This window comes from Streptomyces sp. NBC_01298 (assembly GCF_035978755.1).
Classification (GTDB): Bacteria; Actinomycetota; Actinomycetes; order Streptomycetales; family Streptomycetaceae; genus Streptomyces.
On record NZ_CP108414.1, the window covers coordinates 1,785,830 to 1,800,530 of the forward strand.

A 14,701-nucleotide genomic window follows, 5' to 3' on the forward strand; every position below is an offset into this window, starting at 1 on the left:
GAACCTTTCTGTGGTCGTTCTGGTGACGGACTGGCCAGTTCGGGTCAGGAGGCGACGAGAGTGTCGATGGCCCGATTCACCGTCTGCCGGGGCACAGCTATCAGAGGCCGGCCGTGGGCCTGGGCAGGGCGCCCAAGAGACTCCAACAGCACCATTGCCGCTTCGTCCTGTTCTAGCGGCAGGTAGCCCCTCTTGTTATCCGTGGTCAGGAGGTTCTTGACCGTCGCCACTGCCACAGTGCGCAAGTGGGTCTTGGTGAGCGACAACGCATCGACGAGCCGGTGGTGGGTCTCGACCTCCGCGGCGGAGAGTCCGCAGACCTCGCGCGCCACGTCGGCAGCGGCGAGCATGCCCCAAGCCACAGCCTCACCATGGGAGATACGTCCGGCGGAGGCGAACTCGATGGCGTGCCCGACCGTGTGGCCGTACTCGAAGAGAACGGCTTCCTTCCTCTCCCTGGGGTCCACGGCGAGGAAGGGCGCCTTGGCCCTGACGCCGATGCGCAGCAGGTTGGTCAGGGCCTGATCCGGCGATGCGCGCCGCTGGTCGACGGCGGCGAGAAAGCCCTCGATGTCGTCGGGCATGACGGCCAGCACGTTCTTCGCCATCTCGGCGAGCCCGGTGAGCATCTCCCGGTCTTCCACCGTCTCCAGCCAGGCGAGGTCGCAGGCGATGAGCGACGGCGTGAGGTAGGCCCCGAAGAGATTCTTGCCGCTCTTCAGATTGACCGCCTGCTTCTCCGATATGACGGCGTCGAAGGCGGCGACAGGCGTTGTGGGCAGGTGTACCAGGGGGAGTCCCCGGAAGAGCATCGCGGCCACGAGCCCGGCCATGTTACCGAGCACTCCGCCCCCCATCGCGACCACGACGGAGTCCCGGCCCACCCTCCGCTCGATGAGTTGATCGACAATGCTCTCGACGTTGACGAGGGACTTGCCGGGCTCGCTGGTCACCACCCGCACCGGAATGATCCTCAGGTCGTTGCCAAGGTTCGCGATCAACTTCTCCGCGTGCTCGTAGACTTCGTCGTCGATCAGGACGGCGACCGACCCGAAGTCGGCCAGTTCCTGCGACAGGAGACCAGCGATCTGCGCATTGCAGTCGAATCCAAAATAATAGGGTACGACTTTCTGACCGAATTCTATTCGGTGCGAATCCATGGAGATCTCCTGTATTGCGGGTCAGGCTCCAGAAATCCCGGTCGGCCTCAACAACCACTCACGCTCAGCAGTCTGGCGAGCTCAGCACCAATGACTTCGACCCGACCCGCTTCGGCCTCGGGGAACAGAACGATTTCTACCATGCCGCGGGTGGCCCCTGTCCATGCCCGCATATTTTCTTGCTCCGTCGCATCGGCATCCTTGTCGACAAAAACGACGACCGGAAATCCTGGGGCCGGCTCCGGTTTCCATTCGTACAACTCGACGACCCTCAGGTCGGCCCGCAGCACCGGTGTGAAGAACGCGAACCTGTCGGGGCTGGCCGCGATGTCCGCCGAGACGATCTCGGCTTCCAATAGCGCCGTCCGGAAGCGATCACCCGGCAAGTCGGCCATGGGTGAGGACGTGTCCCAGGCGCCAGGGGCGACCTGCCCGAGCACACCAAGCCCAGCCGAGGCGGGCCCGTCACGTTCCAATCTCCGCGCCACCTCATAGGCGATGAACGCCCCAGAACAGTCCCCCAACAGAAGAAAGGGCTTGCTGTGGTCGCGAGCGTGCCGTCCGATGTTCTCCACGCATTCGGCAACGACCGCCTCCATGTCGAGGAGCAGCGGTTCGGAGAACCTGCTCTCGCGGCCGGGCAGTCGTACGGTGATGAGACTCAGGTCAGCCGGGGCGCCTTGGGCGAGGTCGCGATGGGAAGCGGCGCCGGACCCCGGCGAGGGAATGGTGTAGACGTAGGCCGTCGACACCCCGTCGGGCGCGGAATGTTGCAGCATCCAGCGCTCACGCACGAGATCGCCTCCTTGTGTGGTGGGCTTGAGCAAGTGGCGCACTGCATCAAGCTGTCGGGGTTCTAAGGACGCCTGCGAGTCTCCGAGAGCGCCGTGGCGAGTACACCCTCGTCGCCGGTCGCTTCCCCGCGCGTCTCCAGCTGTCTGGCGAACTGGTACCAGTCCCGCGAACAGGAGTAGGCGACCGCCACGACGGCGTGTTGCCAACGACTGGGAATCCACTTGACGAGCTGCTGCCGGCTCCGGGTGTCGGCGACGTGCGCACCGAAGAGCCGTAGCAGGAGCCGGCCTTCCGGGGACATGCGAAGCTGTGGATCCCTCATGAGCGCCCGTATGGCCGCGTCCCGACCCGGCGCGCCGTCGGCGCCTGCGATCACCGCCGCCTGCTTCCTCTGCACCGCACTCGCCTCGACCCGCCGCTGCCGGGGCGGAACTGGATCCTCGTTGCGCTGGAGGCGCTGGCGCACGTCACGCACGGTACCCGGCGACACCCCGGCAGCCTTGGCTATCTCCCGGAGAGAGGCGTCGGGTTTCTCCACGATCAGCTCGCTCGCCAGCCTACGTCCCTCGGCGCTATTGAGGGGACGCGCTTTCCCGTCTCGCCCGACCCGCATGTGCAACTGGGGATCTTCCCCAGTTGCCGACCGCCGACGGATCGCGGCGACGGTCTTCGCCGCCAACCCGGCCACTCCGGCAATCGCACGATCAGACCATTCCGGATGGGACATGACGATGCGCCCTGCCGCAGCTGTGCGGTCCGACAGAGACAGCGGTAGGCCGTGCTGCACATTGGACTCCACCGCGAGGATGAATGCGTCGATTTCACTGCCGTCGAAGAACTTGACATCAATCTCATCCCCTCCCCGAAAAATTGCCGCATGCAGCCGATGCATCCCGTCGATGACTTTCATCGACGCGCGATGCACGATGATCGGTGGCAATTCGGCTTCAGACTGGGCAAGCATGCGGGCGTGCTCCATATTCTCACCCGCCAGGCGGGGAGAGTCTGCCGTAACGAGCGCTGCGATGGCGACCTTCTCGACCTCCAACTCCGCTACGCCACTGTTACGAACAGGCCACGCGGGTATGCCTTCCTTCACCACACATCCTCCTGCCGGATCGTTCACGCAAATGCCTGCGTACAGATGATTCAACCCATGAAGTCCGGTTTGGGTCACACTTGGACCCGCGAGCTTTCCCAACCTCGCTCCGAGCCAGCCAGATACACGCAGGACTGACTGAACGAGGCCAGGTATGCGGGTGGTCGGGCAGAGTCAGCGGAGAGGCACCTGACTCTGAGCCCACAGCGGCGCTTCCCCCAACGGGATGGGCACCGCCACCGGGTCCACTCCTCACCGCCAGTTCGTCGACGGCCACCAGCACCGTCACGGCGTGAAGCGCCTCGGCAACGCCCTTGACCTCTCCCGCTCGAGCCTCCACCACTGGCGCCACGCGGCGGCTGCACGATCGGCCCGGCAGATCCCCGAGGCCGGACTCGCGGCCCGGATACCTAAGGTCCACCAGAAAATCCGACGCCATCTACAGGTTCCCCAGGAGCACCACCGAGCTCCGGAACGAGGGCTGGCCGGTGGTCAACCACAAACGCGTCGCGAGGTCTCGGTTTAGCAAGCGGCCGGCTGGCCCAGGAGGCTCACCGGGCCTCCCGTAAGTTGCTGTTGAGCCGCTCCGTCCGCTGGAGCGTGTCGGCGAGCCGCTCCCACTCCCTGGCGTAGTGCCGTGCCACCTCGGCGGCGGCCTGCATGCAGTGCGGCGGCACAGACGCCAGCAGACCCTGCCCCACGGCCAGTTCGCCACTGCGACCGTCGATCCAGCGCAACAGCGCACGCCCCCTGTCAGTGAAGCGAATCGAGGGGTCGCGGTAGAGCGAGACGGCGGCGCGAGGCCGGGTGCGTACGGTCTCCGTCTCCCCCGGGGGCTCGGCCCGCTCGGAGACGCTCCGCATGGGGCCTTCCTGCCAGGGGTTCGCAACAGCGTCGATCGAAGTCCCCTTCCCCAGAGCAGGCCCCGAGGAGGAGGCCGGCAGGACCTTTCGACCCTGACCGCTACCCGTGGGTTGAACCGGTGCCGCGTGGCGCATCCGGTGCACCGTGCTGATGGAGACCCCCGCCTCCTCTGCGACGTCCCGGAGCCTTGCCTGCGGGCGTTCCGCTAGCAGGATGCGGGCCTTCTCGCGGCGCCGCGACATGTCGACGGGGCGGACCCTGCCGTCCCTGCCGACGCGAGCGGTCGCTCCGTTAGGGTCGTCGCCGTCTTTCGAGTGAGGAGTTTCCTCGCTCGAACATCTCCTTCGGGCGGCTCCCACGGTCTTGGGAGAGACTCCGCTGACCGCCGCAATGGCCCGGTCGGACCAGTGCGGATGAGAGTCGAGGATGCGGATGACGGCCGCTCTGCGATCCTTGAGAGTCAGGGGCAGTCCGTGGCGGGTGTTGGCCGCTACGGAGCGGACAAACAGGTCGGCGGACGGCCCCTCGACATAGCGGACGGGCAGGTCGCGCGCGCCGCGCATTATCGAGGCGCGCAGCCGGTGCATGCCGTCGACTACGCGGCCAGTGGCCCCGTGCACGAGGATCGGTTCGAGCGCCCTGCCGCTCTCGGCGAGCACCTGCGCATGGTCATGGCACAGGCCCCCCAGACGCGGTGAATCCGACGGCAACAGGGACGCCACAGGCACCATGTGGACCTCTAAGTCCGGTTCGTCGAACAACTTCCTCACCCCTCTATAGCTGCGCCGACACGCAATCGCGCCCAGCGGCGGCCTGGAGCGTGTCCACATCCCCGCCATGCGCAAGGACTGTTTGCCTTCCCTAGGCTCTGTCCGCCGATAGGTTGTCGACCAGCAAGACGCTTCACCCGATCGCACAATGCAAATTATATGCATCTAGCGATCCGATCAAGGGTCTAAACTGGCCATTCCCCGCACTATGGAGTCCCGATGCCCGAACGCCGCTTTGACGCCTCTGGGTTCCGTAGCGCGCGTGTCGCGAGGGGCATGACCCAGGCGCAGGTGGCTGCCGCACTCGGAATCAAGGACCCGTCCGTCGTCTCCCGCTACGAGAGCGGGGACGCGTCCCCGCCGCCGGAGAAGCTGCCTCGACTTGCGGCGCTGGTGGGTGAGCGGGTGGATGACCTGTTCCCGCGGCCCGGCCTTCCGACCCTTGCGGATCTCCGATGCGACGCCGGCATGGCACAGAAGGACACTGCGGCCGTCACACAGACCAGTTCATGCTCACCCGTGCGGGCGGCCGAAGGAGGACGGCGAAAACTAGCCCCTCAGTACACCGCCCCCCTGGCGGAAGCGTACGGCGTTAGCGTTGAGGAGCTCCTGGCCGCCGAGAAACGCTCCTTCGACGAGGACGCGCCGGCGGTGCCCCGGCCACCCAAGGTCGAGCAACCTAGCGGGCCGCACACCATCGCGAAAAAGATCGCCGTCCTACTCGAAGGCGCCGCCAGGCAGGAGCGCCCCACGGACGCTGAACTCGCCGACCTCGGAAACGCGCGGTTGGGGCGAAAGATCCTAAACGGCCCCCTCGTGACAAGCCTCCGTCTCGGCCGGGCAGCGCACACCACCCCCGAGGTTCTGGAGGCACTGGCGGCCGCGCTTGACGTCCCCGCCATGTTCTTCGAAACCGGCGACGCAGAAGTCGCGGCCGTCGTCGCGAGCCTGAGATCTGCACGCATAGGCCTTACTGCCATGGCCGCTCGGGGAGCTGAAGGTGAGCCCCAGAATGCTGAGCTCATGCGCTGGGTCGCCGACATGTTCGGGGGGAGACCTCAGAGTGGTAGCACCTCTCCTCCCCAGACCAGGAGCTGACTCCACCGGCCCCGAGACCTTGCCGCCGGGACAATCCGCGTACGACGGGCATCCGTCACACTGGCCCCTCCGCAAGGTTCTGCCGAGTCGCCAGCCGCCGAAGAAATTAGAGATTGCGCGCGCGGATCATCATCTGTCCACGAAGTCCCGCTCCACCTGGGAGCGTTATCGGGCATTAAGGCGCAATCGGACCCGCCCGCGCGGGGTAGCCACGCGACCCCAAAACGACGCCTGCTAACCTGCCTCGTGAAACGATCATTTCATTGCGGATCTGACCGTTCCGTGATCTAGTAACGGCGGGGGCTGCGGGCCCATTTCAACCACAAGTCCGCCTTCCAGCCTACCGGGAGGGTCCGTGAGCGACGGGTACGAGCACCTCGCCAGGACTGTGAGAGAGGTCGAGGAGCTCCAGTCGGAGGCGGGACTCGACCGAGCATCGGTCTTCAACCTACGAGACCTCTCCTTCCACAGCTCCCTTCCAGAGACCGACATCCGGCGGCTGCTCGACGGCGAACTCGTCGAAGCGCCGAAGAGCACCGCGGCAGAGCTGGCCCGCCGCATCGTGTTCCTCAGGGAAACCCGGCTGATCGTGGACAAGCACACAGGTAGCCGACGTCAGTACACAACCGCCGAGATCGCCGCTGGCAGTGGGATGACCCCGCAGTGGCACGGCAAGTTGCTGAACCACAGCACGCCCAACATCTGGCATGGCGCCGGCCTCGCTAGGTTCTTCGACGTCCCCATGGAGTACTTCACCCAGACGGCACCGGAGGCAGTGAAGCGGGTTCTGGACAGCAAGGTCATCCCGCACCTCACGTCGTTCATCAGGAACCCCTCCGAGGCTGTGAGGAATCGTCACGCCATGCAGGTCCAGCTCCGTCTCGGCAACAAGGAGCTGTCCCCGAGCCTGGAAACGGCTTTGCTCTCCTTCATGGACGCGCTCACTCGAGAAGACTCCGGGCCCGAAGCCCGGTCCGGACGCAGCGACTGACCTGATCTTCAGCTACCAGTAGCAGCAGGGCGGGACACGTCTACACCGCCCATTCGGAGGGGAACTCAAAGTGGGGGCATTCGGATGAACGAGGGGAAGATGGCAGGCTTTCACAAGGGGGTACTCGCGGGTCTCGACAGGCTGCCCTCCTATCAGGGCTTGCTCGCCGCACCAAGAGCCCACCTGGCCCGGCGTTCCACCACGCGGAGGGTCGCGAAGTTCTGCGACGCTGTACTCGCGGGTCTCGACAGGCCGATTCCCTCGGATCCGGACAGCCTGTTCGCGGTGATGAGGGCTGACGTTGAGCGGCGCTTCAACGAGGACCGTGCAGCGCTCCCATTCCACCCGGTCGTCCTTTACTTCCGCGAGTTTCCCGAGGGGACCGCCAGTGGCCTCACGGCGCGGTTCGAGGACCGGATCGTCATCATCGTCGAAAGTCAGACGACCACGCTTCACCAGTTCGTGATCTTCGCACACGAGATGTGGCATGCGTTGATGGGCGATTGCCTGTCCCACGGGGCCCACGACGACGTTGCCGCGGCCGCTGCCAGGTCTCTCGGTGGCGAACTCGTAGGCGACGACCTCGTCGCCCTGGCCGCTAGGAGCCACGCCGACAATCAAGAGGAAAGCGATGCGGAGGAGTTCGGGCTGCAGATGGGAGCACGGCTGCGAGACCTGCAAGGGGCCGACGCCGTCCCAACATCCGGTTTGCAAGGCCGGATTCAGTCCAGCATGGGTAGAGGCTACTGAGCATGACCGGATCTGACTACTACATTCCCGCCGTCGTCCTGGCGATTGCTTTGGCGGTGAAGGCTCCTTCGTTTTGGCGCAGTTGGCACTCGCCGATGTCGAATGCGATTTTTGTGATTCTCGCGGCCTCGGCGGCAGGTTTCGTGTTCGGCGCTCCGCCTACGATCGAGCGGGTCAACCGGTTCACCGGCGTGCCAAACGTCTCGGCGCTCATCGTCTACTGCATCCTGTCGTGCCTGTCGTGCGGCTCGATTGTGCTCCTCATCCACTGGCGAGGGGGGCCCGAGGAGATCCTCCGGAAGCACACTAGGACATGGATCGCGGCCACCGCCGTAGTAATCGCGACGTTCTGTGTTCTCTTCTCGCTCAGCAGCGTACCCATCGAGCAGCAGCGCGACTTCGACACTTTCTACGCGAACACCCCGTACGTGCGGGAGATGATCGTGCTCTATCTGACCGCGCACTTCGCCATGAGCCTCGTGGTGGCGACGAAATGCTGGCGGTGGGCCCGTGAGCTTCGAGATCTCCAGGCAGCGTGGACCCACTGGGGCCTGCTCATACTCGTAGCCGCGTTCGGCATCGGCTTGTCGTTCGCCCTGCTCAAATTCCTGGCCGTCGGTGCTCGCTGGGCCGGTACGGACAGGTGGGACTCCCTCAGCACCGACATAGCCCCTCCCCTGGCAGGGCTGGGAGCCGGCCTGACGACAATCGGCTTCCTGGTGCCGGTTGTCGGGCCACGGCTCGGGTCGATGTGGGAGGCCTGGCGGGCCTATCGGGCGATGGAACCCCTCTGGCGTGCGCTCGAACCCTTCGCGGGACCCGGAAAGCCCACCTGGATTCGCCTTACCTCGTCACCGGAGATCCGGGCAATGGCCAGGTCCACCGACATTTCCGATCGACTGCTCAACCTGGCGCCCTACCTGGACAGCAGCCGCCGCGAGGCAGCCGAGCGCTACGCCTCATCACAAGGCTGCGAACCGGAGGCAGCTCTCATCTTCGCCGAAGCGACAACGATCCATGCCGCCTTGGCCACTGTGGAGGTCGCCGGGAAGCTGCCACCCGGGCCGGTTGCCATCGCTGCCGAAATGGGCGCCACCATCGACACTCGTGTGTCAGGGACAAATGGCCTTGCCCGACTGAGTATTCAGTTCGCCAAGATCCGCCACTCCGGCTCGTCCATTGGCGACGCTGCCCACTCAGAGGGCAAATGATCATGCCTACTCTCCCCCACGAGGCTCGCGGGAGTCGTCGGTGAACGCGGGAACGGTGTACCTGTCCGTAGCCGTCGGCTTCTTCGTCGCCACCGCCGTCAAACTCTGGGCGCTGCGGAAGAACCCCCGAAACCCCCTCCTGTGGGCCGTCACCGCGACTCTTTTCGTGGCTGCATTTCTGTTCGTCACAGCCGCTCCACCGAGTCTCGCGGTCATCAACGAATTGCTCGGCATACCGAACATTGCAGCGCCCATCGTGTATTCGATCCTGACGGCGTTCGATGGCATCAGCATCGTGTTGCTGATCCACTGGCGAGGCAACGAGGATTCGCGCGTCACCCTCCGGCAGACCCGGCTGTGTCTGACTGCCTACGGCATGGTGATGATCGCCATATACGCCCTGTTCGTGCTAGGCGACGCACCAGTCGAGCGCCTCCGGGACCTGGATACCTACTACTCCAGGACGCCCTGGATCCGCGAAATGATCCTTCTCTACCTGGCGGCGCACACGGTAGCGGCCGTCACCATGATTTTCCTCTGCCTGCGGTGGTCGAGGCAGGTCCCGGGCATCTTGAGAGCCGGCCTGCTGCTGATCACCACCGGGGCGGTGTGTATGTTCGGCTATGACCTCTTGAAGTTCACCGCGATCGTCGCCCGCTGGCTAGGCCACAATTGGGACTCGCTGAGCAGCCCCGTCGCCTTCTACCTAGCCGGTTTCAGTGCCTTTCTCTTTTCCGCCGGCTTCATGCTCCCGCCCATCGGGCAAGGCGTGGGCTCCCGGTGGCGGGCACTTCGCCGCTTTCGCCGACTACAGCCTCTCTGGTTGGAGATCCGCCGGGAGATCCCTCCTACGAGTCCGCCGCCGATGCCGTGGTGGCAGCCAGTGGAGCGTCGGCTCATGCAGCGTGAGAGGGACATTTTCGACGCGGTACTTCGACTGATGCCCTGGTTCGACCGGTCGATCGGCACGCAGGTCTACGCACTCGCCTTGGCTGAGCACTCCGAGATCCGCCGTGCCCGCGGTGAGGCCGATGCCTGTGTCATAGCCCGCGCGGTCATCCAGAAGGGGTACGCCGTACCCGCCCTCCCTTCGGAGCAACGGTGGACGGTCAGCTCCATCGAGGATCCCGAAGATCTCATCGACATGTCTACCGCCATGCTGCAGTCCACACGGGTTGAAGTGACACGGCAGTCCAACGCGTCGGCCGAACACAGTGCACGACCGTAGCGAGCAGTCCGAAAGGCTCCCTGCCCGTACGCCGCACACCGAGAACCATCACGGAGAGATGACCATGGCCACCACACACCCGAAGCACGTCGAAGCCCTCATAATCGGCGGGGGGTACGCCGGCCTGCTCGCCGCATCCGTGGTTGCCCTGGCCGGCTACGACGTACTCGTACTCGCAGGCGGCCAACCCGCCCCCCAGCCGCAGGAGGCGGGTATCGAACCCGCCCAGCACGGCGAAGTCCTCCACGTCGGTGGGATGTGGGATATCAACGATCTGGCCTACGGCTCGGGTGCGATGCTGCAGCGCCGCGGGGCTCTGGCCTTCCCCTTCCCGGCTGGGGACCACCTGTCCCGGACACGTCCACGAGCCTGGGGGACCCGTGAGCTGGTGACGTGCAGCCGCGACCTCTTGACCAGCGTGCTGCGAGAGGTCGTAGTCGCCAATCCCGCACGCGAGCGGGACACCATCATCCTGGATGGTGCACAGGCCGTTGGGCTCATTGGCGACGAGTCCGCTGTGCTCGGCGCGCGCGTGCGGTTCGGTGACGGGACGGAACAGGATGTCACCGCAGAGCTCGTCGTCGACGCGAGCGGCGCCGATGCGAGTACGGCAAACTGGCTGAGGGATCTCGGCGTCGCCGCCGTACCGGTCATCTCACGTGGCGCAGCCGGGTTCTCCGCCAGCCGTCTCTACCAGGTACCAGACGGGCAGGCGGACACTCCCGTCACCGCTGTGGCGGACGGCGCCCGCAGTGCGGTACTCGTCCCGATCGAGGATGGGCTGTGGGCTGTCACCCAGACCGCCCCGGATCGTGCACTGATCGCCGACGCGGAAACCTTCGCAGACGCCGCACTGGCTCTATCGGACCCCGCAGTCGGCCGGTTCATCGCCGGGGCGAAACCCGCGGGCGACGTGGTCGTCACACCCACTTCGGCCCTGCGCTGGTACCGGTACGAGCAAATCCGCGGTCCCCGCGGCATCGTCGTCATCGGGGACGCCCTGGCTACCTTCAACCCCCTGGACGCACGAGGGCCGCTGGCGACCGAGGCCGCCGCCAGAGCCCTGCGTGAGGCACTCCAGCGTGGCATCGGTCACCCGACAGCATCCCGCAGGGCTCAGCAGGCAATCGCCGAAGAGATCGCTCACCTGTGGGCCGATCCCCAGACGGGCCTGATGGGTGGGGGCCGTCACCAGCCCGTCAGCCCTGGCCTCTCCACACGCCTCTCGCGCGTACGGGCAGCAGCAGGTCGGGTTCTGAAGTCGCGAGCCCGCTGAAGCGGAAGCCACGCTGGCCCAGGCTGGGCACAGACCGAGAATGGCACCGTACGCGGGCCACAGCCGGACGTCACTCAACGACATCCAGAGGGGAATCTTCTATGCACCTGTCCACACCTCTCGTACTGCAGAGCGGCACCCGCATTGCCAACCGGATAGCCAAGGCCGCCATGGAGGAGAGCCTGGCCCGCCAACCCGGTCAGTTGCCCGGGCCGGAGATCGAGGAGCTCTACCGCAGCTGGGCTCGCGGTGGAAGCGGGCTGATCATCACCGGGAACGTGATGATCGATCGGCGTGCCCTCACTTCCCCGGGAACGATCGTGCTCGACGCCGAAACCGACCTCGGCCCCTTCCGCCGCTGGGCTGCAGCGGCCGGCTCGGAGGGCGGCCAGGTATGGATGCAGATCAACCACCCAGGCCGGCAGATTCGGTCGGACCTGCCCGGTGTCGCATGGGCGCCGTCCGACATAGGCGTCAGCATGGGCAAGCACACGAGCACCTTCGCCCGCCCGATAGCGATGACTGAGGCGGACATCCAGGCCACGATCGGCCGGTTCGCCACAACGGCACGCCTCGCGCAGGAGAGCGGGTTCCACGGCGTCCAGATCCATGCGGCCCACGGCTACCTCCTCAGCCAGTTCCTCTCGCCTCTGGTCAACCGCCGCACCGACCAATGGGGCGGCAGCCTGGAGAACAGGGCAAGGATGCTTGTGGAGGTGGTACGAGCCGTTCGCGCGGCAGTGTCCTCAGGCTTCGCTGTAAGCATCAAGATCAACACCGCCGATTTCCAGCGCGGCGGCTTCGACGTCGACGAAGTGGAACAGGTACTCGCGTCCCTCGGAGACCTCGGCGTAGACCTGGTGGAGCTCTCCGGCGGCAGCATGGAGAGCGCAGCGACCATGGGCCGCACAGCTGATGACAGGAAGCTCGACCGGGAGGCCTACTTCCTGGCGATTGCCGAGCGGCTCGTCGCGTCCGCGCCCATGCCGCTGATGCTGACGGGGGGCATTGGTCGTCGCGCCTCCGCAGAGCGAGTCCTGACGAGCGGATTCGCAATGGTCGGGCTGGCCACCGCTCTCGCTCTCCACCCCGACCTGCCCACGCGCTGGCAGGAGGGCGAGGACATCGAGGTTACCGCGCTACGCCTCAACTGGCGGGACAAGGACATCGCCAGCGCGGGTGTACTTGCCGTCGTACGGGCGCACATGGGTCGCATCTCCCGCGGCCTCCCGCCTCGCGCCCGGACCTCTGCGTACCTCGCCCTCATCCGCGACACCCTGCGGAATCGAGGAATGACCCGGGCTTACGGGCGGTGGCTTGCCCAGAATCCCGCGCCAGAGGCCACCATGCCGCTCAGCGGCTGACGAGCCGGGGAACACCACAGGATCCTTGGCACAGATGGGGTGGACAGGTCACCTGGAACTGGGGGCCCTCGCCTGCTGGGGTTTTCTCCGAAACCTCGGCAGCGACGCGGCTCACCCTCAGTTTAATCTTGGACGACGGCCGAGTCCGAAGTGAGCGCAGGTCCACTCTGGACCCACTGAGGGATTCGGATCACCGCCGGAGGGCATGAAGTGCGCGGGTGAGGAGTCAGGGGATGAGGATCGTGCGGAATCGGCGGCTGGAGCAGGAGATGGTCCGGCTGTGTGATGAGTTGTACGTCGGCCTGGGCGAGCCAGCCCCCCGCGACATCACCGAACTGATCGACCGAATAGCCGCGCATCTCACCGTCTACCGTGGCGATCCCAGACGGCCCGTGCGCGTCGTGCGCCGTGACTTCCCGCAGGGCCTTGGCATCGTTTCCGGGCTCTGGCTCGACCGGGAAACCGAAGACGTCATCGTCGTCGCGAAGAGCACCAGTCCCTTCCATGCGCTGGTCATCCTGGGGCACGAGATCTGGCACATGATCAAAGGCCACTGCGGTACTTACGTCCTGGGTACGCAGGTCGCCACGCGTCTGATCGGTGATGACGTCCTGACGCCGGCGGACCTCGACGAAGCAGTACGCCTCGTCGCCGCGCGGACACACGCCGCAGGAGGTGACGAGGCCGAGGCCGAGCAGTACGGCCGTATGCTTGGCCGGCGGTTTCGCCACTTGGTCGACGTCGACTCCACGCAGCGGGTCCTCCAAGGTCCGGCTGCCCGTATCCAAGCCTCTCTCGGCAACGGTAGATGAACGGCTCGGACTACTACATCCCGGCGGCTGCCCTTGGCATCGCGTTCCTCTCCAAGCTCCCCGGACTCATCCGGCAGTGGGGCAACCCCATGGTCCGGTCCGTCGCGGGACTGCTCCTCATGTCCAGCGCAGGATTCGCATTCGCCGCGCCCCCCACCATCACGGTGATCAACCGAGCAGTGGGGCTGCCGAACGTCTCCGCGCCGCTGGTCTACGCCATCCTCAGCGTGTTCAACACGTGTTCCATCGTGCTCCTCGCGTACTGGCGTGAGGGGTTCGGCATCGAGGTGCAACGCCGCGTTCGGCGGTGGTTCGCCGTATGCGGCGTGGTAGTCGCCTCGCTCGCCCTGTGCTTCGTCCTAGGTGATGCCCCGGAGGAGCGACTCCGGGACCTGGACACCCACTACGCGTCCACGCCCTGGATCCGCGAAATGATCGTCATCTATCTCTCCTGGCACATCATTGTCGGCACGGTCGTACCGGTTATGTGCTGGCGGTGGTCTCGCGTAGTCGACGGGTGGCTCCGGGCGGGCCTGTTGACCCTCGTGGCCGGCTTCGTATTCAGCACCGGCTTCGGCCTGGCCAAGGCCGCGGCCGTCGTCGCGCGCTGGACGGGCGGAGACTGGGACTTCCTCAGCACGGACGTCGCTCCGCCGCTGGCCAGTGCCGGAGCCGTCCTGACCACCTCCGGCTTCCTGCTGCCGCAGGGTCGCCGCCTGGCCGGGGCATGGGAGACATGGCAGACCTACCGGTGGATGGGGCCACTGTGGCGCAGGCTCCGCACCCTCATGGGCCAGCCGGTGTCGACCAGTTGGTGGACACCTCTCGAATCTCGGCTCTTCAATCGCGAAACGGACATCTACGACGATCTGCTGGCCTTGGCCCCGTACTGCGACCTACAGGTCATGACGGCATATCACGACCCGGGGCCCGACGACGGAGTCGGGCCCGATGAAACATGGGCCGCGGCCGCGGCCATAATGATCGCGTTTGCCATCGAGGCCAAGGAATCCGCCACGGAGAGCGACGAGGAGTGCCCGGAACAACGCACTGACGCACTCAGCGCCGTGTTCGGCACCGGCACCAAGGGCATCGCCCGCATCTCTCGCCAATACGGAGCTCTTCGCAGCCACACTGCGGCTGTCCCTCTAGAAGGACACTCCCTATGAACAGCCCCCGTCTCTCCGTACCGCGCTCAATCCTGCCTTCCATGCCGTCGATCTTGTAATCCTTTCCAGCCTCTGTCGATACTCCTCATCGTCCGAGCCATCCGCGAAGCGGCA

General features: G+C 65.8%; 14 protein-coding genes. 10 read left to right on the forward strand and 4 right to left on the reverse strand.

The features are described from left to right. Positions 1-44: 44 nt before the first annotated feature. The 4 genes from OG730_RS08200 to OG730_RS08215 form a co-directional block, all read right to left on the reverse strand. Positions 45-1,160: a 3-dehydroquinate synthase family protein gene (locus tag OG730_RS08200; RefSeq protein ID WP_327303588.1), complete on the reverse strand. Its 1,116-nt coding sequence runs from the start codon at positions 1,158-1,160 to the stop codon at positions 45-47. Positions 1,161-1,207: 47 nt separating this feature from the next. After that, on the reverse strand, positions 1,208-1,987 hold the full coding sequence (locus tag OG730_RS08205; RefSeq protein ID WP_327303589.1) for a thioesterase II family protein: 780 nt from the start codon (positions 1,985-1,987) through the stop codon (positions 1,208-1,210). A 29-nt stretch (positions 1,988-2,016) separates the two neighbouring features. Further along, positions 2,017-3,108, reverse strand: a complete 1,092-nt coding sequence (locus OG730_RS08210) for a ParB/RepB/Spo0J family partition protein (protein WP_327303590.1) — start codon at positions 3,106-3,108, stop codon at positions 2,017-2,019. Between the two features lie 497 nt (positions 3,109-3,605). Further along, positions 3,606-3,917, reverse strand: a complete 312-nt coding sequence (locus tag OG730_RS08215; RefSeq protein ID WP_327303591.1) for a hypothetical protein — start codon at positions 3,915-3,917, stop codon at positions 3,606-3,608. Positions 3,918-4,391: 474 nt separating this feature from the next. On the opposite strand from OG730_RS08215, the gene OG730_RS08220 reads away from it, so the two are divergent. The 10 genes from OG730_RS08220 (at position 4,392) to OG730_RS08265 (ending at position 14,587) form a co-directional block, all read left to right on the forward strand. Continuing rightward, entirely contained in the window at positions 4,392-4,616 is a 225-nt protein-coding gene (locus OG730_RS08220) for a hypothetical protein (RefSeq protein ID WP_327303592.1), read from the forward strand. A gap of 291 nt (positions 4,617-4,907) precedes the next feature. Further along, positions 4,908-5,786: a helix-turn-helix domain-containing protein gene (locus tag OG730_RS08225; RefSeq protein ID WP_327303593.1), complete on the forward strand. Its 879-nt coding sequence runs from the start codon at positions 4,908-4,910 to the stop codon at positions 5,784-5,786. A 355-nt stretch (positions 5,787-6,141) separates the two neighbouring features. Then, positions 6,142-6,777, forward strand: a complete 636-nt coding sequence (locus tag OG730_RS08230) for a hypothetical protein (RefSeq protein ID WP_327303594.1) — start codon at positions 6,142-6,144, stop codon at positions 6,775-6,777. Positions 6,778-6,861: 84 nt separating this feature from the next. Then, positions 6,862-7,527 (forward strand): hypothetical protein, encoded by a 666-nt coding sequence (locus OG730_RS08235; protein WP_327303595.1) that lies wholly within the window; start codon positions 6,862-6,864, stop codon positions 7,525-7,527. 2 nt (positions 7,528-7,529) lie between these two features. Continuing rightward, positions 7,530-8,738 (forward strand): MAB_1171c family putative transporter, encoded by a 1,209-nt coding sequence (locus tag OG730_RS08240; RefSeq protein ID WP_327303596.1) that lies wholly within the window; start codon positions 7,530-7,532, stop codon positions 8,736-8,738. A gap of 40 nt (positions 8,739-8,778) precedes the next feature. After that, positions 8,779-9,966, forward strand: coding sequence for an MAB_1171c family putative transporter (locus tag OG730_RS08245; RefSeq protein ID WP_327303597.1), 1,188 nt, complete (start codon positions 8,779-8,781; stop codon positions 9,964-9,966). Positions 9,967-10,030: 64 nt separating this feature from the next. After that, entirely contained in the window at positions 10,031-11,242 is a 1,212-nt protein-coding gene (locus OG730_RS08250) for an FAD-dependent oxidoreductase (protein ID WP_327303598.1), read from the forward strand. A 101-nt stretch (positions 11,243-11,343) separates the two neighbouring features. Next, positions 11,344-12,606 (forward strand): NADH:flavin oxidoreductase/NADH oxidase family protein, encoded by a 1,263-nt coding sequence (locus OG730_RS08255; protein ID WP_327303599.1) that lies wholly within the window; start codon positions 11,344-11,346, stop codon positions 12,604-12,606. A 233-nt stretch (positions 12,607-12,839) separates the two neighbouring features. Further along, positions 12,840-13,418: a toxin-antitoxin system, toxin component gene (locus OG730_RS08260; RefSeq protein WP_327303600.1), complete on the forward strand. Its 579-nt coding sequence runs from the start codon at positions 12,840-12,842 to the stop codon at positions 13,416-13,418. Then, positions 13,415-14,587, forward strand: coding sequence for an MAB_1171c family putative transporter (locus OG730_RS08265; protein ID WP_327303601.1), 1,173 nt, complete (start codon positions 13,415-13,417; stop codon positions 14,585-14,587). Before OG730_RS08260 ends, OG730_RS08265 begins: the two co-directional genes overlap by 4 nt. Positions 14,588-14,701: the final 114 nt, after the last annotated feature.